A 23,349-nucleotide genomic window follows, 5' to 3' on the forward strand; every position below is an offset into this window, starting at 1 on the left:
CCGGGAACGTGGGGCGCCTGCCTGCCCACGACCCCCAACCATGGTCGATGCCAGCCTGCTCAAGTCCACCACCCGCCATGTGCGGGTGTTCACCGCCCGGGTGGAGGACGGTCAGCTGATCGCTGATCCCAGCCAGCTGACCCTTGATCTCGATCCCGACAACGAATTCCTCTGGGACGCTCCTGTTCTCGGCAAGGTCCAGCAGCGCTTTCGCGAGCTGGTGTCCGCCAGCGCCGGCCACGACCTGAGCGAATACAACCTGCGCCGTATCGGCTCGGAGCTCGAAGGCTTCATCCGCCAGCTGCTGCAGGCCGGCGAGCTGCGCTACAACCCCGAAGCCCGCGTGCTCAATTACTCGATGGGCCTGCCCCGCACGCCGGAGGCCGCTTGACCCGCTCCCGTTACGACCGAGGTGGCCGCGCCGGCTGGAACGACAACAGCCGTGGGGATGCCGCCCGCGGCGGCTATGGCCGAGGCAGCGAGTCCCGCTCAGTGCCAGCAGCAGAGGGACGCGATCCCTACGAGACCTACGACCGCTTGCCCCGGGGACGGCGGACAGCCGAGCAAGGCGGGGGCGGGGGCAACGGGGGGCCGGGAGGCGGTGGTGGATCCGGCGGCGGCGGGGGTGCTGGCAGTCCCATTCAGCTGAATGTGGGCACCATCGCCGTTCTTGCCGGCGTGTTGGTACTGGGCATCGGCATCGGCACGGCCCTCTCGAGCAACACTCCCGGCAACCAGGGCAACATCGCCAGCAGCCAACAGCTGGATCTGGCAGTGCCAGATCCCGAGTTCTGCAAGCAGTGGGGGGCCAGCGCCTTCGTGATGGACGTCGAGCTGTACACCACGATGAACCCCAGCAGCAGCTTCGTGACTCAGCCCACCCTGCAGCCGGGCTGCGTGATCCGGCGGGAAAACTGGAGCGTGCTCCAGAAGGAGGGTGCCGTCACCTCCGAGCAGATGCGTCAGTGCAAGCAGCGCATGAACACCTTCGCCTACATCGGCTCGATCCGCGACAAACCCATCGTGCGCTGCGTCTATCAGACTGATATCAGCGGAAACAAGTTCCAGACCAGGGGCATTGCCGGCACCGCCGACGACGCCACCGGGATCACTCCCGAAGCCGGCCAGTTCTGATCGGGGCCTCCGCTTCAGGAGGCCGTGGCCGCCTGGACCACAGCGTCCTGAAGCGGAGTGGTCGCGGGCCGTGCCGCGGGCTGGCGCAGGGGACTGTCGGGGCTGGCGAACAACGGCAGAACTTCGCGGCGGAAGGCCTCTGAGGCCCTCGAGCAATAGCGGGCGGGATGGGTGATCAACTTGAGCTGACGACGCACGTGCAGATCAGAGACGCTCAGGCGGTGCAAGCTGCCCGTGGCCAGTTCGCGCTCGATCGAGACCACCGGCAGGAAAGCGGCACCGAGACCAGACTGAACGGCGTTCTTGATCGCCTCGAAGGAGTTGAGCTCCATCTCGATCTTGAGGCGCTGCACCTCCAAACCAGAGCGCGCCAACAGCTGATCCACCATCTTGCGGGTGGTCGACTGGGCATCGAGGCAGACGAAGCCGAGGCGGTAGAGATCGTCCTTGTTGAGCTCGGGCAGACGTGCCAGGGGGTGTTTCACCGGCAGCACCAGCACCAGTTCATCGTTGGTGTAAGGCACCACCTGCAGCAGATCGACCAGTTCGCTGGGCAACTCGCCGCCGATGATCGCCAGATCGATCTGACCGTTGGCCACGCTCCAGCTGGTGCGACGGGTGCTGTGCACCTGGAGCTGCACCGAAACATCGGGATATTTCTGGCGGAACAGCCCGATCATGCGGGGCATCAGATAAGTGCCCGTGGTCTGGCTGGCCCCCACGATCAACGAGCCACCGCGCAGATTGTGAAGGTCGTCGAGGGCGCGGCAGGCCTCCTGGCACTGGCTCAGGATCCGGTCGCAATAGCTGAGCAGGAGATGGCCGGCTTCGGTGAGCTGCGCCTTGCGGCCACCCCGGTCGAACAGGGAGACATCAAGCTGCTTCTCCAGGTTCTGGATCTGGAGGCTGACCGCTGGCTGGGTGACGTACAGGCTGTCGGCAGCCTTCTTGAAGCTGCCCTCGCTGGAGATGGCGCGCAGGATGCGCAGCTGATCGAGGGTGAAGGGCAGATCAGCCATGGGATGGGCCCTGGGCCTTGCTCCGGCTGGGAGTGGAAACTCTAAAGGGGAAACTCGTGAACCCCGGGGCCTGAGATCCCTGAGCGGGATGGAATGACACCTCCGCCAGAATCACCGCTTCCGCTCCGGCTTCTTGGCCCCGTCTCCGCCCAGCTTCGCCCTGTTCACCACCGGACTCGGCGCCATGGCGCCGGAGCACCGCTCCAGCCTGGTGATGTTCGCCCTGCTGGTGGGGTTCGCTTTGCTCCACAGCGGCGGTGCGGCCCTACGGGTCCGGGCTGAGCAGCTCGTCGGGGCCCGGCTGTGGCGCCTGCTGTTCGCGGCCGTGAGCATCCCGGCGGCCGTGGTGGTGGTGGGCTATTTCATCGCCCACCGCTACGAGGGAGTACGGCTGTGGAACGTCCAGGGCACCCCCGGGCTGATCCCCCTGGTCTGGGTGGGCACGGCCATCAGCTTCTTTTTTCTCTATCCAGCCACCTACAACCTGCTGGAGATCCCGGCATTGCTGAAGCCCCGGGTTCGCCTCTACGCCAGCGGGATCATCCGCATCAGCCGCCATCCCCAGGCGGTGGGGCAGGTGCTCTGGTGCGCCACCCACCTGCTCTGGATCGGCAGCAGCTTCATGCTGGTCACCTGCGCGGGCCTGATCGGCCACCACCTTTTCGCGGTCTGGCATGGCGACCGACGGCTGCGGGCCCGCTTCGGGGAGGCATTCGAGGAGCTGCGCGCCAGCACCTCCGTGATCCCCTTCCGCGCCGTGCTCGACGGCCGCCAGCAGCTGGTCTGGGCGGAATTCCTGCGGCCAGCCCAGCTGGGGATCGCCATCGCCATCGGTCTGATCTGGTGGAGCCACCGCTTCCTGGGGCTGGCGTCAGAGGCGTTTCTGGCGGGACCCCTGGGTCGCTTGCTGGGCTGAGGACGCCCAAGGTGCCTGGTCAGGACCCCTGATCGCGGTCCAACACACAGCCCGAACCCGCCAGGGCAGGCTGCTTACACTCCAGTGGCCCGCACCCTGAGCTGGATGACGTCGGCTGCCGAACTTGCCTGGTTGATCCCCGTGCTGCCCCTGGCTGGGGCGGCCATCACCGGCCTCGGCCTGATCAGCTTCAATCGAACCGTCAACCGGCTGCGCAAGCCGGTGGCCCTGCTCCTGATCAGCTGCGTCGGAGCGGCCGCCGTGCTCAGTTTCGCTGTGCTGGCGGAGCAGCTGGCTGGGGCTCCCGCCACTGAAGTGCTCTTCGACTGGGCCAGCGCGGGCAGTTTCAATCTGCAGATGGGCTTCCGGGTGGATGCGCTCGGGGCTGTGATGCTCTCGCTTGTCACCACCATCGCCCTGCTGGTGATGGTGTACTCCGATGGCTACATGGCCCACGACAAGGGCTATGTGCGCTTTTTCACCTATCTGGCGCTCTTCAGCAGCTCGATGCTGGGCCTGGTGATCAGCCCGAACCTGCTTGAGATCTACGTGTTCTGGGAGCTGGTGGGGATGTGCTCCTACCTGCTGGTGGGCTTCTGGTACGACCGTGATGGTGCCGCCAATGCCGCCCAGAAGGCCTTCGTGGTGAACCGGGTCGGAGACTTCGGCCTGCTGCTTGGCATTCTCGGGCTGTTCTGGGCCACAGGCTCCTTCGGCTTCGAGGAGATCGGCTCACGCCTGGCGGACGCCGTGGCTGGCGGCAGCCTCTCCAATGGAGCTGCGGTGCTGCTCTGCCTGCTGGTGTTCATGGGACCGATGGCCAAGTCGGCCCAGTTCCCCCTGCACGTTTGGCTGCCGGATGCCATGGAGGGTCCCACCCCCATCTCCGCCCTGATTCATGCCGCCACGATGGTGGCGGCGGGAGTGTTCCTGGTGGCCCGGCTGCAACCTGTCTATGCCCCCTTCCCCCAGGTCCAGCTGGTGATCGCCGTGGTGGGCACCATCACCTGCTTCCTGGGTGCTTCGATTGCCCTCACCCAGATGGATCTGAAGAAGGGCCTGGCGTACAGCACCGTCAGCCAGCTGGGTTACATGATGCTGGCCATGGGCTGCGGCGCCCCGGTCGCCGGCATGTTCCACCTGGTCACCCACGCCTTCTTCAAGGCGATGCTGTTCCTTGGCTCCGGCTCGGTGATCCATGCCATGGAGGAGGTGGTGGGCCATGAGCCGGTGCTGGCCCAGGACATGCGCCTGATGGGCGGCCTACGTCAGTTCATGCCCGTGACGGCGATCACCTTCCTGATCGGCTGTGTGGCCATCAGCGGCATTCCGCCACTGGCAGGCTTCTGGAGCAAGGACGAGATTTTAGGCCAGGCCTTCAACAGCTATCCAGTGCTCTGGGTTGTGGGCTTTCTCACCGCCGGCATGACGGCCTTCTACATGTTCAGGCTTTACTTCCTGACCTTCGAGGGCGAGTTCCGCGGCAACGACGCGGCCGTCCAGGCCCAGCTGCTCAAGGACGCCGGCAAGGTCGCCCCGGGCTCGGATGGGGAGGGCGATGGCGCCAGCCATGGTCACCACGCCAGCCACCCGCACGAGTCCGGCTGGCAGATGGCCTTGCCGCTCGCGGTGCTGGCGGTTCCGTCGGCCCTGATCGGCCTGCTGGGAACCCCTTGGCACAGCCGCTTCGCCGGCCTGCTTGATCCCCAGGAAGCCGCCGAAATGGCTGAGCACTTCTCCTGGGCTGAATTCCTGCCCCTTGCAGGTGCGTCGGTGGCGATCTCGATCACCGGAATCACCATTGCGGTGCTGGCCTACTCCCTCCACAAGCTGGATCTGGCCAGCTTGGTGGCCGCCCGCTTCCCCAGCCTCAACGCCTTCCTGGCCAACAAGTGGTACCTCGACGACCTCAACGACAAGCTGTTCGTTCAGGGCAGCCGCAAGCTGGCCCGTCAGGTGCTGGAAGTGGACGCCAAGGTGGTGGATGGGGTGGTGAACCTCACCGGCCTGCTGACCCTGGGCAGCGGTGAAGGCCTCAAGTATTTCGAAACCGGCCGGGCCCAGTTCTATGCCCTGATCGTGTTCGGCGGCGTGATCGCTCTGGTTGTGCTGTTCAGCAGTTTCTGAGCCAGGCCGGCAGACCACCTGGCTCTGTGTGTTTCAACCCTTATCTGGGAGCGGCCTGAGCAGCAGGTATTTCTACACTCCGCCCAGACCTCATCCCTGCCCCCGTGCCGCTCGATCCTGCCGTTGCCACGGGCGCCCTTGGTGCCTTGAGCGACGCACCTGCCACCGTCTTTCCCTGGCTGAGCGTTTCGATCCTGATGCCGATCGCCGCGGCTCTGCTGATCCCCTTCATTCCCGATCCAGGCGACGGCAAGACGATCCGCTGGTACGCCCTCGGCGTCGCCCTGGTCACCTTCCTGGTCACCGCCGGGGCCTATCTCAACGGCTACGACCCCTCGGTGGCCGGTCTGCAGTTGATCGAGCGGGTGGAGTGGGTGCCCGATCTGGGCCTGGCCTGGTCGGTGGGGGCCGACGGGCTCTCGATGCCCCTGATCCTGCTCACCAGCTTCATCACAGCCCTGGCTGTGCTCGCGGCCTGGCCAGTCACCTTCAAGCCACGCCTGTTCTATTTCCTGATTCTGGCCATGGATGGGGGCCAGATCGCCGTCTTCGCGGTGCAGGACATGCTCCTTTTCTTCCTGTCCTGGGAGCTGGAGCTGCTGCCGGTCTACCTGCTGCTGGCGATCTGGGGCGCCAAGAAGCGCCAGTACGCTGCCACCAAATTCATCCTCTACACCGCAGGTGGCTCGGTGTTCATTCTGCTGGCTGCCCTGGCGATGGGATTCCACGGCGGTGGCACCCCCAGCTTCGAATACACCACCCTGGCGGCCAAGGAATTCGGCACCCGCTTCCAGCTGCTGGCCTACGCCGGTCTGCTGATCGCCTTCGGCGTCAAGCTGCCGATCGTGCCGCTGCACACGTGGCTCCCCGATGCCCACGGCGAAGCAACGGCGCCGGTACACATGCTCCTTGCGGGCATCCTGCTGAAGATGGGGGGCTATGCCCTGCTGCGCTTCAACGTGCAGCTGCTCCCCGACGCCCACGCCCAGTTCGCCCCCCTGCTGGTGGTGCTGGGGGTGGTGAACATCATTTACGCGGCGCTCACCTCCTTCGCCCAGCGCAACCTCAAGCGCAAGATTGCCTACAGCTCGATCAGTCACATGGGCTTCGTGCTGATCGGTATCGGCAGCTTCTCCGCCCTCGGCACCAGCGGCGCCATGTTGCAGATGGTCAGCCATGGCCTGATCGGCGCCAGCTTGTTCTTCCTGGTGGGGGCCACCTACGACCGCACCCACACCCTCCAGCTCGATGAGATGGGCGGCGTGGGCCAGAAGATGCGCAAGATGTTCGCCCTCTGGACGGTCTGCTCCCTGGCCTCCCTTGCCCTGCCTGGCATGAGCGGCTTCGTCTCCGAGCTGATGGTGTTCGTGGGCTTCGCCACCAGCGAGGCCTACTCGCTCAGCTTCCGCATCGTGATGGCGGTCCTGGCGGCCGTTGGGGTGATCCTCACCCCGATCTACCTGCTCTCGATGCTGCGGGAGATCTTCTTCGGCAAGGAGAACACCGAGCTGGCCTCCCACACCAAGCTGGTCGACGCCGAACCGCGTGAGATCTACGTCATCTCCTGCCTGCTGGTGCCGATCATCGGCATCGGTCTCTATCCGCGCCTGATGACCGACAGCTACCGCGCCTCGATCGAGGCCCTGGTGCAACGGGAAGAGGCCTCCATGGCCCGCATGATTCCAGCCGGACGCCAGGGCCTGATCCGTCAGAACCCTCCCCTGGCCCTGATCGGCCCTGGCGTGGAGGCCCATCAGCCCCTGTTGGTGGCGCCGCTGCTGCCCTGAGCGAGGGGTTACGAAACTCTGCGGAATACCGACCGCCCATCCCCCCCTGCTCCAGCCTTCACCCTTTCGCCTCGCATCAAGCGTCTCGAACCATGCGTCAGCTGAACTTCCTGCTGATCTTCAGCTTTGGCCTGGCCACGGTGATGTTCACCCTGGAGAACACCACCGCCACCACGGTGCACTTTCTGCCCGGGGTGAGCGCCACCTTGCCCCTGGCGGCGATGATGCTGGTGGTGGGAGGCATCGGTGCCACCTCCGCCTGGGTGTTCGCCGTCTGGACCGGCGTCGTCAAGAAGGTGGAGGAGCTGCAGGAGCAGGGCGAGCTGGAGGCCCAGCAGGTGCGGATCCAGGAGCTGGAAGCAGACATCCAGCGCTACCGGGCCACTGTCGATGCGCAGCTGAGCCTGCTGCCGGCCGCCGGTCAGAGTTCAGCTCCGAGCCCAGAGCTCGAGCCTGACGAAATCTGAACCAGGGCCCGGCTGGCCCTCGGACCCCAGGCGGGGTACGTTTCCGGCAGACGTGGAAAGAACTTGGCTGATGCAGGCGCCAGGCTGGCGATTCGCCTGCTTCAGGATGCCGCCGAGCGTGGCGAGATTGACCCCTGGGACGTCGATGTCATTGCCGTGGTCGACGGCTTCCTGGACCAGTTGCGCCAGCGGATCGGCGCCCCCCGGCTGGTGAGCCGGCCCGGTGAGGGGGGCAGCTTCGAGAGCGATCTGGCCGCCACCAGCGAGGCGTTCCTGGCCGCTTCTGTGCTGGTGAGCCTGAAGGCCGAGATCCTCGAGCAACAGACCCTGCCACCGGAGCCGGAGCTGGAGGCCTTCAGCATCGATGAGGATGGCGCCGACTCCTTTGAGCTGCTCTCCTTCCAGCTGCCGCGCCGGCCGGAACGTCACCTGCTGCGGCGGGCCGTGGCTCCACCGCCGCTGCAGCGCCCCGTCACACTGGGGGAACTGATCCGCCAGCTGGAGGACATCGCCGAGCGGCTGGAGCAGGGGGAAGCGAGCGGGCGAACCAGACAACGCGGACGTCGCTACAGCGAGCGGGCGGCGATCGAGCAGGTGGCGGCCCTGGCCCACCGCGAGAAACTTCCCGAAACCACCGCAGCCCTCAGCCACTTCCTCCTGGAGTGGCACGCCGCCAGCGACTGGGTGAACTTCGAGGTGCTGGTGGAAGCCTGGGCCGAGGCCGCACCGGCGGATCTGGACCAGGACCGGGTGGGGGTTTTCTGGGCCCTGCTCTTCCTCTGCTCCCAGGGCAGGATCGACCTGCAGCAGGGTGGTGATCTGTTCGGGCCCCTCTTCCTCAGGGGTTGCCTGGAAGGAGTGGGCAGGCTGACCTCCGCCCAGCCTCAGGGACTGGGGCCAGCTCCGGCTCCGGCTCGGCAAGCACAGGCCGCCTGAGGGTCTTGTTTAGGCTGCCCAAAGTCTGATCAGAAGCGGACAGGTGCCCATGAAGGCCATGATTCTCGCGGCCGGAAAGGGAACTCGGGTGCAGCCCATCACCCACACGATCCCCAAACCGATGATCCCGATCCTGCAGAAACCCGTTATGGAGTTTCTGCTTGAGCTGCTTCGTGAGCACGGGTTCACCGAAGTGATGGTCAATGTTTCACACCTGGCCGAGGAGATCGAGAACTACTTCAGAGATGGCCAGCGCTTCGGCGTGGAGATCGCCTACAGCTTCGAAGGGCGCATCGAAGACGGCGAACTGATCGGCGCAGCCCTTGGTTCCGCTGGCGGCCTCAAGAAAATCCAGACCTTTCAACCATTTTTCGACGACACCTTCGTGGTGCTCTGCGGCGATGCCCTGATCGACCTCGATCTCACCGAGGCTGTGCGCCGCCACAAGGAGAAAGGCGCAATGGCCTCCCTGGTCACCAAGCAGGTGCCCAAGGACCAGGTGAGCAGTTACGGCGTGGTGGTCACCGATCAGGACAGCCGGGTGCTGAGCTTCCAGGAGAAGCCCTCCATCCAGGAGGCCGCCAGCGACATGATCAACACCGGCATCTACATCTTCGAACCCGAGGTTCTCGAACACATCCCTGCCGGCGTTCCCTTCGACATCGGTGCCGATCTCTTCCCCCGGCTGGTGGCTGCAGGAGCCCCCTTCTACGCCCTGCCGATGGATTTCGAGTGGGTGGACATCGGCAAGGTGCCCGACTACTGGCAGGCGATCCGCAGCGTGCTCAAGGGCGAAGTGCGTCAGGTGCAGGTGCCAGGCCGGGAAGTGCGGCCTGGGATCTTTACGGGTCTGAACGTGGCCGCCGACTGGGACAAGATCAACGTGACCGGGCCCATCTATGTGGGGGGCATGACCCGCATCGATCCTGGGGTGACGATCGTGGGGCCGGCGATGATCGGACCGAGCTGCCACATCTGTGAAGGCGCCACGATCGACAACTCGATCATCTTCGATTACTCCCGCATCGGTGCCGGCGTACGTCTGGTGGAGAAGCTGGTGTTCGGCCGCTACTGCGTGGATCGCAACGGCGACCACTTCGACCTGCAGGAAGCTTCGCTCGACTGGCTGATCACCGACGTGCGCCGTCAGGATGTGGTGCAGCCCTCGCCCCAGCAGAAGGCGATGGCTGATCTGCTTGGCACGGACCTTGCCCTCAGTGTGGGAGAGAACTGACGTCCATCGGCAGCGATCCCCCAGGAGCCGAAACACCGGCCTCAGCCAGGATCAGGGGTATGCGCTCCTCCGCCTTCACGGCCATCAGGTGAACACCCTGGGCAATGGCGCTGTAGGAGCGCACCTGCTCGGCGGCGATCGCCACACCTTCGGCCGCCGGATCCGCTGAAGCCGCGAGCCGGTCGATGATCGGCTGGGGAATCGAGGCCCCAGGCACGACCCGGTTGATGAAGGCCGCGTTCCGCGCCGACTTGAGCAGGAACACCCCAGCCAGCACCGGCAGACCCAGGGGTTCACTGATCTCCCCGCAGAAGCGGCGCAGGGCTTCTGTATTCATCACCATCTGGGTCTGCAGAAAGCACGCACCGGCGGCCTGCTTACGCGCCACCCTGGCCCGCAGGCCGCTCCAACTGCTCGACTGGGGGTCGGCCGCAGCCCCTGGGAACAGGGCCGTGGAACCATCCGGCAGCAGGCCCTCCACTGGATCGAGGCCAGCGTTGAGATGGCCCACCAACTGCAGCAGGCGCACGGCTTCCAGCTCATTGACGGCCCGGGCGCCTGGCTGATCACCGGCACCCACCGGGTCTCCGGTGAGGCAGAGCACATTGCGGATGCCGAGGGCATGGGCTCCGAGCAGATCGGCCTGGAGGGCAATCCGGTTACGGTCGCGACAGGCCAGCTGCAGCACGGGCTCGAGTCCGGCATCAAGGAGCAGGCGGCAGAGGGCGAGGCTGCTCATCCGCATCACTGCCCTGCTGCCATCGGTGACATTGACGGCATGGACCAGTCCGCGCAGCTTGGCGGCCACGGCGAGGGTTCGGCTGGGGTCGCCTCCCCTCGGCGGGGTCACCTCAGCCGTGATCGCGAACTGACCGGTCTCCAGGGCCTGGCGCAGAAGCAAGGGACAGGGGATCGCTCAGGGCCCATCATGCGTCAACGGCTGCTGCTTACAGTGGGCCAGTGGAGGTGTGGAGTCTGGATGTCCGATCGAGACAATCTCATCCAACTGCGCTCCAGCCTTTCGGAACGCGAATTGGAAATCATCGAGCGGGTTGCGACGGGCCTGACCAATCAAGAGATAGCCCTTGAGCTGATGATCAGCAAGCGAACGGTCGACAACCACGTCAGCAATATCTTCACCAAGACCGGCGCCAAGAATCGGGTCGCCTTGCTGAACTGGGCGATGGACAACGGCAAGATCTGCCGAGATGGTTTCAATTGCTGCAATTTACCCAGCCCTGAAAGCTGAGTTCCGGACTCAGCCGCGACGCCTGCAGGTGCCGGGGGTGCGGGCACTCAATGGCGCTCCAAAATCCAGCAGTGATCCAGAATCAATGCTTTCAGTATCAGAGCAGCACCCCTGGCCAATCAGACACTCTGGGCCGTGGCGACCGATAGGGCCCTCGGCAGGGGTGGCACCTCAGCGCAGGCCGTGAGGGATTGGAGGATATAGCCGTCTGGTCCGAGCCCGAACAGATCGGCGTAGTCGAGGCAATCATCGCTGTCGCGGCCGGCGAAGCGGAGAAGGCCTTGGTGGTCGTAGAGGCCAATCACGGACGCAGCTGGGGAAGGGGGAATTAAGGAGAAATCCTTAACGAAATCCTAGCGGATGTCGCTGTCGTTACAAAGACTATCCACCAACAGTTCCTGCCGGGCCGCCTCTGACCAGGAGCTCCAGGGGCGTCTGGCCAGGGCCGCATTGCTGAGCTCCCCACGACCGGTGATCTCCCGACCGCACCAGGACGGCAGCGTCAGGGGTTGGTCCTCCCGCTCCAGCTCCACCTCCGCCACCACCAGGGGGGCGTTCTCTCCTTCGAATACATCAAGCACCCAGTCTCCGCCAGGCAGATCAAGCCCGTAGCGCTCCTTGCTCAGGCTGGCCGCGGCCAGACCCAGCAGCTGGCGGGCGTCGTCGGCTGGAATCACATACTCGAACTCCTTCCGGGTGATGGCGGTGACGGTGGCCTTGAGGGTCAGCCACGCCCTGGCACCACCCTCCGAGCAGCCCGCTGAACGCTCCGGATCAGGCTGAACCACCAACCGTCCTGCCGTCGCCGTCGCATCGGTTCGCCTGTCCTCCAGGCGCACCCGCACGGTGACCCCATCGGCTGAAGTCTGCAGATAGCCCTGGCAAAGGTGCTGCCGCCAGAGGATGTGCTCTCTCCACCCGGTTCCCCCCACGAGGAAGCGGCGCTCGATCTCCAGAGACACCGATCCACTCAGCCAAGACGATCAGGTCATCCTGCTGCCAGGGCCGTCGGCTTGGCGCTGCTCCGTTCAGTTGGCGGAGGGTTCTGAGGAGGTAAGGTCGCCAGCCCAGTGCAGCTTATGGCTGAGGGTGCGGTAATAGGAGGGGCTCTGCTGCAGAACCACCATCAGGGCGCAGTGGCCGGAGCGCTGCACGACGCAGCGATCCCCCGGCTCCAGCACCGTGGCGTGGGCGCCATCCTTCCAGAGCTTCACCCGCCGGCTCGGCTCACCCAGCGGCCAGATCGCCAGCTGGGAGCGTGGTGGCACCACCACCGGTCGGCTGGAGAGGCTCATCGGGCAGATCGGATTGACCACGATGGCATCGATGCCGGGATGGAGAATCGGCCCTCCAGCCGCCATGGCATATCCAGTGGAGCCGGTGGAGGTGGCGATGATCAAACCATCGCCGCGAAACTGGTCCACGACCTCCCCGTCGATCTCCAGCTCAAGCACGCAGGTGGGCGAGAGCTCATCAAGGAAAGGGCGGAAATAAAAATCGTTGAGCGCACGGTGCAGCCGGGCGGGCCCATCGCTGGCAGGGTCTTCCGGCTCATCCCCTTCCGGAACTCCGTCGCCACGATCAACGAAGGCCTCCAGCATCATGCGGCGCTCGAGGGCGAAGCGGTCATCGCGCAGCCGTTGCCAGAGGTTGTCGTCTGAGGAGGTGGTGCTGAGCACCAGGAGCTTGCGTTCATGGGTGAGGAAGCCGAGGTGCCCGCCCACGTTGAAACTCAGAATCGGCACCCCCAGCGGGCCGAGGTGACGGGCCGCCCCCAGGACGGTGCCATCCCCGCCCAGCACCACAGTGAGGTCAGGCAGGCAAGGCTCGGTGGCCAGCAGGCCCGGAAATGGATTGGAGCTGGCTCCACTGCTGGCCACGGAAACCTGAACCCCCTGGGAGCGCAGATCTTCACAGCAGCGGCGAGCCTGACGCTGGGCGGCCTGGCTGCCTGTGCGAACGATCAGCCAGACCCTCTGGAGCTGCATGGAATCAAGCGCGAATCCTGAATGGCCTCAGAAGTGAGTAAGCGGCGGGACCGTTCACCAACGCAACAGGTTGAAGCGCTCCATATCGACAGTTTCGCGGTTGCGATAGAGAGAGAGCAGGATCGCCAGACCCACGGCAGCTTCGGCGGCCGCGACCGTGATCACAAAAATGGCAAAGACTTGCCCACGAATCTGCTGACCATCGATGTAGCTGGAAAAGGCCATGAGGTTGATATTCACGGCATTGAGCATCAGCTCGATGCTCATCAGCACGCGCACGGCATTGCGGCTGTTGATCAAACCCCAGACCCCGGTGCAGAAGAGGATGGCTGCAAGCACCAGGTAGGCCTGCAGCGGAATGTCGATGGAAGTGGCGGGCATGATCAGACTTTCTCCAGCAGGTTGGTCTCGCCGGCTGTGCTCTCCAGCAGCAGGGGCGTGCGCTCTTTTTCGATCAGTCCCTGATCCGCAGCTTCGCCCGTGATCACATCGCTGCTGAACACATCACGTCGGGCGAGCACGATCGCTCCGATCATCGCCATCAGCAGCAGCACAGAGGCCAGCTCAAAGGGCAGGAGATAATCGCTGAACAGGTGGATCCCGATCAGCACCGTGGAGTCGTCTCCGAGGGGGATGGGCCCCGGGACTGCCCATGGAGTGGTGAGATCGACCCGCAGGATCAACAAAAACAGCCCGAGGCAGACGGCCCCTGAGAGGACGCGTCGGAGAAGCAGGCCGGGGATCTCAGCCATGGCCTCCTTCTTGTTCACGAGCATGATCGCGAACAGGATCAGCACATTCACGGCGCCCACATAAACGAGCACCTGGGCTGCGGCAACGAAACTGGCATTCAGCAGCAGATAGAGGCCCGCCACCGAGAGAAACACGCCAGCCAGCAGGAAGGCGGAATAGACGATGTTGGGCAGCAGCACCACCCCCAGAGACCCCAGCACCAGAGTGAGGGAAAGGGCAATGAAGCAGACGAGCTGGGTGACGGACGCGATCGTCATCAGGCGTTCTCCGCGGGCTTGGCCGCTGCGGCAGCCATCTCAGCCTGCACCTGCTCGGGCAGCTGACCGGCTCTCGGTCTGGAGGGGTCGACCCCATGGGGGTCCATCTCACCCTTGGGCAGGTAAGCCAGCTCGCGCAGCGGCATCACGGCCGGATCACTGGTGACGCTGGTGGGCAGGCGACCCAGAGCAACGTTGTCGTAATTGAGACTGTGGCGATCAAAGGCCGCCAGCTCGTATTCCTCAGTCATGGAGAGGCAGTTGGTGGGGCAGTACTCCACGCAATTACCGCAGAAAATACAGACTCCAAAATCAATGGAGTAATTTTTCAGCTCTTTCTTCTTTGTCTCCTTGTTCATCACCCAATCAACCACCGGCAGGTTGATTGGGCACACCCGCACACAGACCTCGCAGGAGATGCACTTATCGAATTCGTAGTGGATCCTGCCGCGGTAACGCTCCGAGGGAATCAGCTTCTCATAAGGGTATTGGACGGTGATCGGGCGGCGGCGCAGATGATCAAAAGTGACCGAGAGGCCCTGGGTGATGTAATTGGCCGCGCCAAGGGCGTCCTTGGTGTAGTCACCGACCTTTTGCAGGAATCCGAACATGGAGGAGGAGTCGGAGTGGAACGTGGACAGGAGCTGAAGGGTTGGAGCTGTGGCTGGGCAGGAATCGGGGGGCTGAACCCATGATGACCGGCTGGCCTCTCAACCGCCGAAAAAGGCTGGGAAGGCGAGCTTCAGAGCAGCGGTGACCAGCAGATTGACCAGGGCGATGGGCAGCAGGAACTTCCAGCCCAGATCCAGAAGCTGGTCGATGCGCACCCGCGGCAGTGTCCAGCGCAGCAGGATGGCGATGAATACCAGAAGGTAGGCCTTTAGCACCGTCATGACGATGCCCAGGGAACCGGTGATCACCTGCACCAGAGGGGCGTCCACCGACTGGCCCAGGGCAGCAGCCAACCACTCCACCGGAAAGGGGAAACCCCAGCCGCCGAGATAGAGGACGGCCACCAGAAGGGCCGAGAGCACCAGATTGATGTAGCTGCCCAGGTAGAAGAGGGCGAACTTCATGCCGGCGTATTCGGTCTGATAGCCGGCAACGAGCTCCTCTTCCGCCTCTGGAAGGTCGAAGGGGAGCCGTTCACACTCGGCCAGGGCGCAGATCCAGAAGATCAGGAAGCCCACCGGCTGGCGCCAGATGTTCCAGCTGAGAATGCCGGCTCCGCTCTGCTGGTTGACGATGTCGACGGTGCTGAGCGAGTTGCTCATCATCACGACCGCCAGCACCGCCAGGGCCAGGGGGATCTCGTAACTGATCGACTGGGCCGCGGCCCGTAGACCCCCCAGCAGGGAGTACTTGTTGTTGCTGGCGTAGCCGCTCATCAACAGACCGATCGGCTGGATGCTGCTGAGGGCGATCCAGAGGAACACGCCGATGCCCACATCACTGATCAGCAGGTTCTGACCGAAGGGCACCACCAGCCAGGACAGGATCACCGGCACCAGCACGAGCACCGGACCGAGGGTGAAAAGCAGCCCGTCGGCGCGGTTGGGGATGACATCTTCCTTGAAGAGCAGCTTGAGGCCATCGGCCATCGGCTGCAGCACCCCGAGGGCGCCGGCGTATTCAGGGCCGATCCGCTGCTGCACGGCGGCGGAGATCTTGCGCTCCAGCCAGACGTTGACCAACACGCCGATGACGGCCGCCACCAGCACCAGCAGCATCGGCAGGGGCAGCCAGAGCAGATAGGCCGTGCCCTGGCTGAGGCCGAATCCCTCCAGGGTGCTGGTGAAACTGGACTGAAGGTCAATACCAGGGCCCACCACAGCAAGGTCAGGCCAGCTGGTGATCAAGGGGACTGGTGCCGGGTCGATCAACACCGTGACAACTCCGCGTCGAGCTGAGATGGGGGCAACTTAAACGGCTGGCAGGGCAATGCGGGCATCCTGAGGCAACCAACTCCTGCGCTTGGAACCGGTATAAATCTGCGTGGGTCTGTAAATGCGGTTGGCCCCCAGCTGCTCCTTCCAGTGAGCCAGCCAGCCAGCCACCCGGGCGATCGCGAAGATCGGCGTGAACAGATCCCTGGGGATGCCCAGCTTGCGGTAAACCAGCCCTGAATAGAAGTCAACGTTGGGGTAGATGCCCTTGGGGCCAAGGCGCTCGGAGGCCACCTCCTCGAGCCGCCTGGCCACGTCGTACATGGCGTCGTGCCCAAAACGGTCGAACAGCTGCTCGGCCAACCCCTGGAGAATCACGGCCCGGGGGTCCTTGACCTTGTATTCACGGTGCCCGAAACCCATGATCTTCTGCTTTTCGGCAATGGCCCGATCCAGCCAGGCTTCGGCCCGGTCCTCGCTGCCGATCTGCTCGAGCATGGCCAGCACGTCCTCGTTGGCACCGCCGTGCAGAGGGCCGGCCAGGGTGCCGACGGCAGAGGCCACAACGGCGTAGGGATCGGTGAGGGTGCTGGCAGTGACGCGGGCACTGAAGGTGCTGGCGTTGAGGCTGTGCTCGGCGTGCAGGATCAGGCAGGCATCGAAGATGCGGGCCGCCAACGGGTCGGGCTCACGCTCGGTGAGCATGTAGAGAAAATTGGCCGCATAGGCGAGATCATCGCGGGGCTGGATCGGATCCTGGCCCAGACGGATCAGCTGGAAGGCGGCCACCATCGTGGGGATCTTGGCGATCAGGCGCACCACGGCCGCCTCGATGTAACCGGGATCATCCAGGGCACGGCGGGAATAGAACAGCCCCAGAGAGGCCGCGCTCGACTGCAGCGCGTCCATGGGGTGCCCGTTGGCCGGGAAGCACTTCATCATGTCCCGGATCCGGAAGCTCACCCTCCGATGCATCTGCACGTCCTGTTCGAAGGCCCGCAGGCTCTCGACAGTGGGTAGCTCACCCCAGATCAGCAGGTGGGTGGTTTCGAGGAAGGTGCTGTGGGCAGCCAGTTCCTCCAGGGGATAGCCGCGGTAGGTGAGCAGACCCTGGAGACCGTCAATGTCGCAGATGGCCGACTGGGTCGCCGGTACACCCTCCAGCCCAGGACGGAAGACGGGTGCCGCTTCTGTCGCAACCCGGTTTGCATCCACCACCATCCGCATCATCCCGGCTTCAGATCCGAAGCTAGGCCGAGGCTCCGCCCCCTGCCGTAGCCCTGCTGACCACCCCTCAGATGAGGCATGCTGGGCTGAGCAGAAGGCGCAGGCAGGCGCTGCCCATAAGCGGCTGTTCGCCAACGCTGCGGGGGGCGGGCAGTTCGAGCAACGCCACTCCGGCCTTCTTCAGGCACAAGGCCCCGGGAGGAGCGCCGCAGAGGCGGGCGGCCAGTGCACTTAGATCGGGCTCATGGCCCACCAGCCCAAGGCGGCCTCCAGCGGCCAGGGGACCATCCACCGCCAGCCACTTCCCCAGCAGAGGCATCGGGTCAGCGTCGGGGGAGAGTTCCGCCGCGATCGCCAACGCAGCGCAGAGGCCCTCCTCCCGGGCGATCTGGGCTGTCTGGAGCGCCCGCACCAGCGGACTGCTCAACAGCTGATCGCAGTGCAGGTCAAGCTCAAGCAGCCGCCGCACCACCGCGGCAGTCCGACGGCGCCCCCGTTCCGTCAGCGGGCGCTCACGATCGGACCGCACTCCAGGACCAGGCTCCTGGCGCTCCTCGGCAATGCCATGGCGCAGCAACAGCAGGGAAACGGTGGCCATGGTCAACCCAGCTCCAGGCGTGCCCGCAGGGCGAGCAGCGAAGAGGGGCCCAGCGGCGGCGGCGCATCCTCCGGCAAGGGCGGCTCGATCGCCAGGCTGAAGGCCAGGCCCTGCACGCCGGCCAGCAGGGGATGGCCCACCAGGCTGGAGACCAGTTGCCACGGGTGCCAAGGTGCCAGCAGGGCCTGTGCGGGCCCAGCGGCCAGGGCAGCCTGCAGAGGAGCACCCCTGCTGCCCAGAGCCTGCAGTTGCTCGATTCGCTCCCGGGGAGGGGGCTGGCGGCCCTGCAGCTGATCTTCGAGGGCCGCCAGGCCCTCGCTCCACCAGGACGTCTCGCCCTGATCGAAGCGGGCACCGGCCAGCGTGGCCTGCAGGCGGTCGGGATCGCCTTTGCCGGAGCGGGCCTCCAGGCGGCTCCAGACCTGAAGGGTCTGGCCAGCACGATTCAGGGGTGCTGGGCTGTAGCCCTGCTGGAGCAGGGGAGGGCTCAGCTGCTCGGTGGCCAGGGGGGAAGCGGCGGTGGCAAGCATCCAGCCCCCCTCCCGGAGCAGGCCCAGCAAGGGTCCATGGTTGGCGGCCGCCACCAACGATGGCAGCGGCCCATTCAGCTGAGCGAGAGCCTGGCGCAGCAGCGGGCCCACCAGGTCATTCCAGAGGTCAGAGCTGGCCTGCTCGCCAGGCTCCGCCAGCAGGGAGGCCGGATCCTGGATCAGGGCCAGGCTGGCCACTGGCCCGCGTAGCTGGGCAGGAAAGTCGGGCAGCGGATCCAGCTGCAGCTGCTGCAATTGCTGGCGCACAGGCAGGAGCCCCTGGAGCTGGAGACTCCGGCCGTCGGGTATCAGGGTCACCACCAGGTCACCCACCCCCTCAGCCCCCTTCAGGGTGGTGGGTAGATCGAGCCAGTCGCTGAAGGCCTGCGGGCGGGCGGTGAGCAGGGCCACTCCCTTCTCCAGCCGACCTACGGCGGCCTGGAGCGAGTGTTGTCCTGCCTGGTTGAGTTCCTCGATCTGGGAGACGTCGAGGGCCTGCTCCAGCACACCGCGGCCGGAGGCGATCAACACCAGCTGGTCGTCGATCAGGGCCGTGGCCAGTGGCTGGCTTGACTCACCAGCCAGGGCGCCGCGTCCACTGATCAGCCCCATGCCCCGGTAACTGCTGATCTGAAGGGCAGTGCCTGCAAGGCTGCGGGATTGCCAGAAGCGCTGCAGAAAGAGGCGGGCACCCTCGGGTTCGCGGCACCCGAGAGCCAGCAACCAGCCGCTGGGACCACCGCTCCCCTCAGGAGCGATCACCGCCAGGCTGGTGTCAGGGCCCAGCCATCCGGCCAGCTCACTGGAGTACGCCAGGCCGGCCGTGGCGAAGGCGCCATCGCGCAGGTTCGTCATCAGCTCGGCCGCTTCCCGTCGCTGGGACGGCGGAGCCACGGCCCTGGCGTAGGCCACCAGGTCGTCGGGTTTGACCAGCAGGTGAAGACTGAGCAGCGCGCTCCTCGGCACGAAGCGGGCCGCCAGGGGCAGGTGCAGTGACTGCTGCTCCAGGCGCAAGGGACTCTGACGGAGAGCCAGCCACCAGAAGCCTCCTCCCAGGGAGAGCAGGAGCAGTGCTGCCGTCAGCACAGCCGCCAGGAAGGGGCGGGCCTTCATGCGCCGCACGCAGGGTTCCTGTCATCTTCATCCATGACCACGCCCGCTGACAGCCCCAGGTCCCCAGGACCCAGTGCTGAGCCGATCCCGCCACCATGGACGCCATGACCACCCCGACCCCCAGGGCCATCCGCGCCAGCGCACTCCAGCAACGGCTGATCGACGGGGAGCCGCTGCAGCTGGTGGACGTGCGCGAACCCGCTGAACTGGAGCTGGCCTCGCTGCCAGAGCCGGTGCTGCATCTGCCGCTGAGCCGCTCAGCCGAGTGGGTGGAGCGCATCGAAAGCCTGATCGGGCGGGACCAGACGGTGGTGGTGCTCTGTCATGCCGGAATCCGCAGCTGGCAGTTCGCCTGCTGGTTGATGGAGGCCCAGGGCTATGACGACGTGCTCAACCTGCAGGGGGGAATCGACGCCTGGAGTGTGGAGGTGGATCCCTCCGTGCCGCGCTATTGAGAGCTGATCCGCAGAGCCGGTTCCTGGCCTGGCCGCAACAGAGTGACCTTGACATGAGGAATCTTTCCCTACCATCAGCTCCAGACGTTCCGCCAGCTCGCATGTGATCGCCCTGCCCCACCGCCAACAGCAGGTGCTGCAGGCCACGGTGCATCACTACGTCGACACCATGGAGCCGGTGGGCAGCAGCACCCTGATCCGCCGCTTCGGCTTGCCAGCCAGCCCAGCCACTGTGCGATCCACCATGGGAGCCCTTGAACAACGGGGCCTGTTACTGCAGCCCCACACGTCAGCTGGCCGCATCCCCAGCCAGCAGGGCTACCGCCTCTACGTGGATGCTCTCCTGCCGGCCCCTGGTGCCGGGGCAGTGCAACTGCAACGGGAAATGCTGGGCCTGAGCCTGCAATGGGCGGCCCTGGATGATCTGCTGCTGCATCTGGCCCGTCGCCTGGCGGATCTCACCGGTCTGATGAGCCTGATAACCCGTCCCCAGCGGGCTGAATCACGCTTGCAGGCGATCCGGCTGGTGCCCAACGGCGAGCGGCTGCTGGTGCTGCTGGTGCAGAACGCTCTGGTGGCCAGCAGCCTCAACCTGCGGCTCCCCACAGGAAGCGGCCTTGAGCTGCCTGCCCTGGAAGGGTGGCTGCAGACGGAACTCGATCGCCCCCCCGGGGGCCTGATCCGCTGGGAGAGCCTGCCCTCCCAGCTGCGCAGCAGCGGCGGCGTGCTGCGCCAGGCTCTGCGCAGCCATCGCCAGGTCCGAAGCAGCGATGGCGATGGCGCCTTGGTCGTGGGCATGGGCGGACTGCTGGCCCAGCCCGAATTCAGCCGCAGCGCTGATCTCAGACCATTGCTGCAGCTGGTGGAGGAGGAGCCTCTGCGACTGCTGCAACCGGCCCAGCAGCAGGAACCTGAGGGAATCTGGATCGGAGCGGAGCATCCCCATCCGGCCCTGCGCCAGTGCGCCGTGGTACGAGCCACCTATCGGAGCGGGGACGGCAGCGAGGGCCAGGTGGCCCTGCTTGGACCGATGCGCATGGCCTATGCCACGGCGATCTCAGCGGTGCGCTCCGTGGCCACTAGCCTGCAACGTCTGCTCAGCTGAGGCCCCAACGGAATGACCTATTGCGTGGGGTTCTGGTTGGAGGCCGGTCTGGTGATGGCCTCCGATTCCCGCACCAACGCCGGGGTCGACTACATCTCGTCGTACAGAAAGCTGTACACCTTCGAGCCGGCTCCCGACCGGCTGTTCATGCTTCTGGCCGCCGGCAACCTGGCCACCACCCAGGCCGTGATCAACCACATCAAGCGCGACCTGAATCAGGCCCGGCGCGATGGTCCGGGCCTGGCGGGGCGGCCGTTGGCCAGTCAGGGGGCTTCCGGCGTGCCCCCCAGACAGCACGACCTGCTCAGTGCCAACTACCTGTTCGAGGTGGCCGCCTACATCGGCCGGCTCAGCGTGAAAGTGCAGAACGACAATCACTCGGCGCTGCACCAGGTAGGCGCCAGCGGTGAAGCCAGCTTCATCCTCGGCGGCCAGATCGCCGGCCAGCCCCATGGCCTGTACCTGATCTACCCGCAGGGCAACACGATCATGGCCACCCCGGAAACGCCCTTCCTGCAGATCGGGGAGAGCAAGTACGGCAAACCCCCCCTCGATGCGGTGGGGCACTGCCGGATGTCGCTGGAAGACGCAGCCCGGCTCTGCCTGGTGTCGCAGGTGATCACCCGCCGCTCCAACCTCACCGTGGGGCCTCCCTTCGAGGTGGCTCTCTACCCCCGCGACAGCCTGGTGGTGGCGCACCACCAGCGGCTGGAGCGGGGCGCCCGCGAGATCGCCGAAATCAACAGGATCTGGATCGAAACCCAGCGCCAGGCCATGCAGAAACTGCCCCGCTTCCCCTGGGAGCAGTCCCAGGAACCTCCGGACTGAGCCCGGTGGGTCAGCCGCCAGCCAATCGGTCTCCCAGCTGGTCGGCCACAGTGTTCACATCCTTGTCGCCGCGGCCGGAGAGGTTGATCACCAGCTCGGTGCCCGGCGCCAGGGTGGGGCAGAGTTGCTCCAGCCAGGCGAAGGCATGGGCCGTTTCCAGGGCCGGGATGATGCCCTCGAGCAGACTGACCCGTTGCAGCGCATCCAGTGCCTCCCGGTCGGTCACGGCGGCATATTCGGCCCGGCCCAGCTCCTGCAGGTAGCTGTGCTCGGGGCCCACCCCCGGGTAGTCGAGACCGGCGCTGATCGAGTGGGCCTCCTGGACCTGCCCCTGCTCGTCCTGAAGCAGCAGGCTCATGGCACCGTGCAGCACCCCGACACGACCTTCGGTGATCGTGGCGGCATGGCGGCCCGTCGCCACCCCTTCGCCGGCAGCCTCCACGCCGATCAGACGGACGCAGGTGTCGGTGACGAAGGGGTGGAAGAGGCCCATGGCATTGGAGCCACCGCCCACGCAGGCCAGCAGGACATCGGGCAGACGGCCGAAAGCCGCCTGGCACTGGACCTTGGTTTCCTCGCCGATCACCGCGTGAAAATCGCGCACCAGCATCGGGTAGGGGTGGGGCCCGGCCACTGACCCCAGGATGTAGTGAGTGCTCTCCACGTTGGTGACCCAGTCGCGGATGGCTTCGCTGGTGGCGTCCTTGAGAGTGGCGGTACCGGCGGTGACCGGCTGCACCGTGGCCCCCAGCAGGCGCATGCGGAACACGTTCAGGGCCTGGCGGCGCATGTCCTCGGCGCCCATGTAGATAACGCACTCCAGGCCGAAGCGGGCGCAGACTGTGGCGGTGGCGACGCCATGCTGACCGGCGCCGGTTTCAGCGATGATCCGCTTCTTGCCCATGCGCAGGGCCAGCAACGCCTGACCCAGAGCGTTGTTGATCTTGTGGGCCCCCGTGTGGTTCAGGTCCTCCCGCTTGAGCCAGATGCGGGGGCCACCCTCTGGGCGCCGGTAGTGGGCTGTGAGCCGCTCGGCCTCGTAGAGCGGCGAGGGACGGCCCACGTAGGTTTTGAGCAGGTGATCGAGCCTGCTGGTGAAGGCAGGATCAGCCCAGGCCTCAGCTGCGGCCTGCTCCAGCTCCGCCAGGGCCGGCATCAACGTCTCCGGTACGTACTGCCCGCCGTAACGCCCGAAACGACCGAGCGCATTCGGTCGGGCGTCCTCCTCCAGTGCTGCGGCACCGGTGAGGGCAGCGGAGTCCTGGGGGATCGGGGGGAGGGTGCTCGTCACCGGTGATCGATCGGGGTGCTTCAGCCTAGGAAGCGGGCCGCAGCGACAGATCCATCAGCCCATGGGTGCGCTGTGATGGACGGAGTAGCGGCAACGGGCGCCATGGGCAAGGGAGGCTGGCAGGAATTCAGCGCCGGGGCGAGCACAGCCCGGCCAGCGGCTGCGGGGGCAGCGGACACCCCTCGCCCGCAGCAACGGGTGCGGGTGCAGCGCACCAAGGCGGGGAAGGGCGGCAAGACCGTGACAGCCATCACCGGCATGGAGCTCAACGACGCCGATGCCCGGGCCCTGCTCAAGCGTCTGAAGGCCAGAGCCGGCAGCGGCGGCACCCTCAAAGACGGCGTGATCGAGCTGCAGGGGGATCAGGTGGCCATCTGCCTGGAGACGCTCACCGCAGAGGGCTTCCGGCCCAGACAGGCGGGGGGCTGAGCAGCCCCGACCACCAGAGG

26 protein-coding genes are annotated in these 23,349 nt (G+C 65.6%); 13 read left to right on the forward strand and 13 right to left on the reverse strand.

Going from position 1 to position 23,349, the window contains the following annotated elements; all coding sequences use genetic code 11:
- Positions 1-40: 40 nt before the first annotated feature.
- Both KBY77_RS04990 and KBY77_RS04995 read left to right on the forward strand, forming a co-directional pair.
- Positions 41-391, forward strand: a complete 351-nt coding sequence (locus tag KBY77_RS04990; protein ID WP_255102485.1) for an NAD(P)H-quinone oxidoreductase subunit M — start codon at positions 41-43, stop codon at positions 389-391.
- Entirely contained in the window at positions 388-1,134 is a 747-nt protein-coding gene (locus KBY77_RS04995) for a DUF3172 domain-containing protein (protein WP_399212265.1), read from the forward strand. Before KBY77_RS04990 ends, KBY77_RS04995 begins: the two co-directional genes overlap by 4 nt.
- Positions 1,135-1,148: 14 nt before the next feature.
- Here the strand turns inward: KBY77_RS04995 and KBY77_RS05000 are convergent, their stop codons facing one another.
- Entirely contained in the window at positions 1,149-2,153 is a 1,005-nt protein-coding gene (locus KBY77_RS05000; RefSeq protein WP_255102486.1) for a LysR family transcriptional regulator, read from the reverse strand.
- A gap of 184 nt (positions 2,154-2,337) precedes the next feature.
- Between KBY77_RS05000 and KBY77_RS05005 the strand changes: the two genes are divergently transcribed.
- The 6 genes from KBY77_RS05005 (at position 2,338) to KBY77_RS05030 (ending at position 9,620) form a co-directional block, all read left to right on the forward strand.
- The gene (locus KBY77_RS05005; RefSeq protein ID WP_255102701.1) at positions 2,338-3,069 is read left to right on the forward strand and encodes an NnrU family protein; all 732 of its coding nucleotides are present in this window, start codon (positions 2,338-2,340) and stop codon (positions 3,067-3,069) included.
- A gap of 105 nt (positions 3,070-3,174) precedes the next feature.
- Positions 3,175-5,196, forward strand: coding sequence for an NAD(P)H-quinone oxidoreductase subunit 5 (locus KBY77_RS05010; protein WP_255102487.1), 2,022 nt, complete (start codon positions 3,175-3,177; stop codon positions 5,194-5,196).
- 197 nt (positions 5,197-5,393) lie between these two features.
- Positions 5,394-6,983 (forward strand): NAD(P)H-quinone oxidoreductase subunit 4, encoded by a 1,590-nt coding sequence (locus KBY77_RS05015; RefSeq protein WP_399212353.1) that lies wholly within the window; start codon positions 5,394-5,396, stop codon positions 6,981-6,983.
- A gap of 92 nt (positions 6,984-7,075) precedes the next feature.
- Positions 7,076-7,450, forward strand: coding sequence for a LapA family protein (locus KBY77_RS05020; RefSeq protein WP_255102489.1), 375 nt, complete (start codon positions 7,076-7,078; stop codon positions 7,448-7,450).
- 63 nt (positions 7,451-7,513) lie between these two features.
- Positions 7,514-8,386, forward strand: a complete 873-nt coding sequence (locus tag KBY77_RS05025) for a segregation/condensation protein A (protein WP_255102490.1) — start codon at positions 7,514-7,516, stop codon at positions 8,384-8,386.
- 49 nt (positions 8,387-8,435) lie between these two features.
- Complete coding sequence (locus KBY77_RS05030; protein WP_255093777.1) at positions 8,436-9,620, forward strand: NDP-sugar synthase; 1,185 nt, start codon at positions 8,436-8,438, stop codon at positions 9,618-9,620.
- Here KBY77_RS05030 and KBY77_RS05035 read toward each other — a convergent pair.
- A complete protein-coding gene (locus tag KBY77_RS05035) occupies positions 9,601-10,521 on the reverse strand; it encodes a methylenetetrahydrofolate reductase (RefSeq protein ID WP_255102491.1) in 921 nt (306 codons plus the stop codon). The two genes, KBY77_RS05030 and KBY77_RS05035, sit on opposite strands and share 20 nt — an antisense overlap.
- Before the next feature lie 78 nt (positions 10,522-10,599).
- Between KBY77_RS05035 and KBY77_RS05040 the strand changes: the two genes are divergently transcribed.
- A complete protein-coding gene (locus tag KBY77_RS05040; protein ID WP_255093775.1) occupies positions 10,600-10,869 on the forward strand; it encodes a LuxR C-terminal-related transcriptional regulator in 270 nt (89 codons plus the stop codon).
- 119 nt (positions 10,870-10,988) lie between these two features.
- Here the strand turns inward: KBY77_RS05040 and KBY77_RS05045 are convergent, their stop codons facing one another.
- The 10 genes from KBY77_RS05045 to KBY77_RS05090 form a co-directional block, all read right to left on the reverse strand.
- Positions 10,989-11,174, reverse strand: a complete 186-nt coding sequence (locus KBY77_RS05045) for a hypothetical protein (protein WP_255102492.1) — start codon at positions 11,172-11,174, stop codon at positions 10,989-10,991.
- A gap of 48 nt (positions 11,175-11,222) precedes the next feature.
- Positions 11,223-11,831 (reverse strand): CYTH domain-containing protein, encoded by a 609-nt coding sequence (locus tag KBY77_RS05050; RefSeq protein WP_255102493.1) that lies wholly within the window; start codon positions 11,829-11,831, stop codon positions 11,223-11,225.
- A gap of 66 nt (positions 11,832-11,897) precedes the next feature.
- On the reverse strand, positions 11,898-12,857 hold the full coding sequence (locus tag KBY77_RS05055; RefSeq protein WP_255102494.1) for an NAD(+) kinase: 960 nt from the start codon (positions 12,855-12,857) through the stop codon (positions 11,898-11,900).
- Between the two features lie 54 nt (positions 12,858-12,911).
- On the reverse strand, positions 12,912-13,238 hold the full coding sequence (nuoK, locus tag KBY77_RS05060; protein WP_094555889.1) for an NADH-quinone oxidoreductase subunit NuoK: 327 nt from the start codon (positions 13,236-13,238) through the stop codon (positions 12,912-12,914).
- A gap of 2 nt (positions 13,239-13,240) precedes the next feature.
- Entirely contained in the window at positions 13,241-13,867 is a 627-nt protein-coding gene (locus KBY77_RS05065; protein ID WP_255102495.1) for an NADH-quinone oxidoreductase subunit J, read from the reverse strand.
- Positions 13,867-14,478, reverse strand: coding sequence for an NAD(P)H-quinone oxidoreductase subunit I (ndhI, locus tag KBY77_RS05070; protein WP_255102496.1), 612 nt, complete (start codon positions 14,476-14,478; stop codon positions 13,867-13,869). The genes KBY77_RS05065 and ndhI overlap by 1 nt, the downstream gene beginning before the upstream one ends.
- A gap of 99 nt (positions 14,479-14,577) precedes the next feature.
- Positions 14,578-15,696, reverse strand: a complete 1,119-nt coding sequence (gene nuoH / locus KBY77_RS05075) for an NADH-quinone oxidoreductase subunit NuoH (protein ID WP_255102702.1) — start codon at positions 15,694-15,696, stop codon at positions 14,578-14,580.
- Between the two features lie 93 nt (positions 15,697-15,789).
- A complete protein-coding gene (locus KBY77_RS05080; protein ID WP_255102497.1) occupies positions 15,790-16,980 on the reverse strand; it encodes a citrate synthase in 1,191 nt (396 codons plus the stop codon).
- Between the two features lie 67 nt (positions 16,981-17,047).
- Positions 17,048-17,578 (reverse strand): histidine phosphatase family protein, encoded by a 531-nt coding sequence (locus KBY77_RS05085; protein WP_255102498.1) that lies wholly within the window; start codon positions 17,576-17,578, stop codon positions 17,048-17,050.
- Positions 17,579-17,580: 2 nt separating this feature from the next.
- Positions 17,581-19,221, reverse strand: coding sequence for a DUF3352 domain-containing protein (locus KBY77_RS05090; RefSeq protein ID WP_255102499.1), 1,641 nt, complete (start codon positions 19,219-19,221; stop codon positions 17,581-17,583).
- 104 nt (positions 19,222-19,325) lie between these two features.
- On the opposite strand from KBY77_RS05090, the gene KBY77_RS05095 reads away from it, so the two are divergent.
- The 3 genes from KBY77_RS05095 (at position 19,326) to KBY77_RS05105 (ending at position 21,609) form a co-directional block, all read left to right on the forward strand.
- A complete protein-coding gene (locus KBY77_RS05095) occupies positions 19,326-19,676 on the forward strand; it encodes a rhodanese-like domain-containing protein (RefSeq protein WP_255102500.1) in 351 nt (116 codons plus the stop codon).
- A 103-nt stretch (positions 19,677-19,779) separates the two neighbouring features.
- Positions 19,780-20,781 (forward strand): heat-inducible transcriptional repressor HrcA, encoded by a 1,002-nt coding sequence (locus KBY77_RS05100; RefSeq protein WP_255102501.1) that lies wholly within the window; start codon positions 19,780-19,782, stop codon positions 20,779-20,781.
- Positions 20,782-20,793: 12 nt separating this feature from the next.
- The gene (locus KBY77_RS05105) at positions 20,794-21,609 is read left to right on the forward strand and encodes a 20S proteasome subunit A/B (RefSeq protein WP_255102502.1); all 816 of its coding nucleotides are present in this window, start codon (positions 20,794-20,796) and stop codon (positions 21,607-21,609) included.
- 10 nt (positions 21,610-21,619) lie between these two features.
- Here KBY77_RS05105 and trpB read toward each other — a convergent pair whose 3' ends face one another.
- The gene (trpB, locus tag KBY77_RS05110; RefSeq protein ID WP_255102503.1) at positions 21,620-22,900 is read right to left on the reverse strand and encodes a tryptophan synthase subunit beta; all 1,281 of its coding nucleotides are present in this window, start codon (positions 22,898-22,900) and stop codon (positions 21,620-21,622) included.
- A gap of 102 nt (positions 22,901-23,002) precedes the next feature.
- Between trpB and KBY77_RS05115 the strand changes: the two genes are divergently transcribed.
- Positions 23,003-23,329: a translation initiation factor gene (locus tag KBY77_RS05115; RefSeq protein WP_255102703.1), complete on the forward strand. Its 327-nt coding sequence runs from the start codon at positions 23,003-23,005 to the stop codon at positions 23,327-23,329.
- The last annotated feature ends 20 nt before the right edge of the window (positions 23,330-23,349 follow it).

The organism is Synechococcus sp. Cruz-7E5 (assembly GCF_024345995.1).
In the GTDB taxonomy this organism is placed as follows: domain Bacteria; phylum Cyanobacteriota; class Cyanobacteriia; order PCC-6307; family Cyanobiaceae; genus Regnicoccus_A.

Coding starts and splice junctions, on each gene's coding strand:
- KBY77_RS05115 (WP_255102703.1), top strand. CDS start 23,003: ATGGGCAAGGGAGGCTGGCAGGAATTCAGCGCCGGGGCGAGCACAGCC.
- nuoK (WP_094555889.1), bottom strand. CDS start 13,238: ATGCCCGCCACTTCCATCGACATTCCGCTGCAGGCCTACCTGGTGCTT.
- KBY77_RS05080 (WP_255102497.1), bottom strand. CDS start 16,980: ATGCGGATGGTGGTGGATGCAAACCGGGTTGCGACAGAAGCGGCACCC.
- KBY77_RS05000 (WP_255102486.1), bottom strand. CDS start 2,153: ATGGCTGATCTGCCCTTCACCCTCGATCAGCTGCGCATCCTGCGCGCC.
- KBY77_RS05065 (WP_255102495.1), bottom strand. CDS start 13,867: ATGACGATCGCGTCCGTCACCCAGCTCGTCTGCTTCATTGCCCTTTCC.
- KBY77_RS05010 (WP_255102487.1), top strand. CDS start 3,175: ATGACGTCGGCTGCCGAACTTGCCTGGTTGATCCCCGTGCTGCCCCTG.
- KBY77_RS05095 (WP_255102500.1), top strand. CDS start 19,326: ATGACCACCCCGACCCCCAGGGCCATCCGCGCCAGCGCACTCCAGCAA.
- KBY77_RS05040 (WP_255093775.1), top strand. CDS start 10,600: ATGTCCGATCGAGACAATCTCATCCAACTGCGCTCCAGCCTTTCGGAA.
- KBY77_RS05030 (WP_255093777.1), top strand. CDS start 8,436: ATGAAGGCCATGATTCTCGCGGCCGGAAAGGGAACTCGGGTGCAGCCC.
- KBY77_RS04990 (WP_255102485.1), top strand. CDS start 41: ATGGTCGATGCCAGCCTGCTCAAGTCCACCACCCGCCATGTGCGGGTG.
- KBY77_RS05005 (WP_255102701.1), top strand. CDS start 2,338: ATGGCGCCGGAGCACCGCTCCAGCCTGGTGATGTTCGCCCTGCTGGTG.
- KBY77_RS05085 (WP_255102498.1), bottom strand. CDS start 17,578: ATGGCCACCGTTTCCCTGCTGTTGCTGCGCCATGGCATTGCCGAGGAG.
- KBY77_RS05090 (WP_255102499.1), bottom strand. CDS start 19,221: ATGAAGGCCCGCCCCTTCCTGGCGGCTGTGCTGACGGCAGCACTGCTC.
- KBY77_RS05020 (WP_255102489.1), top strand. CDS start 7,076: ATGCGTCAGCTGAACTTCCTGCTGATCTTCAGCTTTGGCCTGGCCACG.
- KBY77_RS05055 (WP_255102494.1), bottom strand. CDS start 12,857: ATGCAGCTCCAGAGGGTCTGGCTGATCGTTCGCACAGGCAGCCAGGCC.
- KBY77_RS05105 (WP_255102502.1), top strand. CDS start 20,794: ATGACCTATTGCGTGGGGTTCTGGTTGGAGGCCGGTCTGGTGATGGCC.
- KBY77_RS05015 (WP_399212353.1), top strand. CDS start 5,394: ATGCCGATCGCCGCGGCTCTGCTGATCCCCTTCATTCCCGATCCAGGC.
- ndhI (WP_255102496.1), bottom strand. CDS start 14,478: ATGTTCGGATTCCTGCAAAAGGTCGGTGACTACACCAAGGACGCCCTT.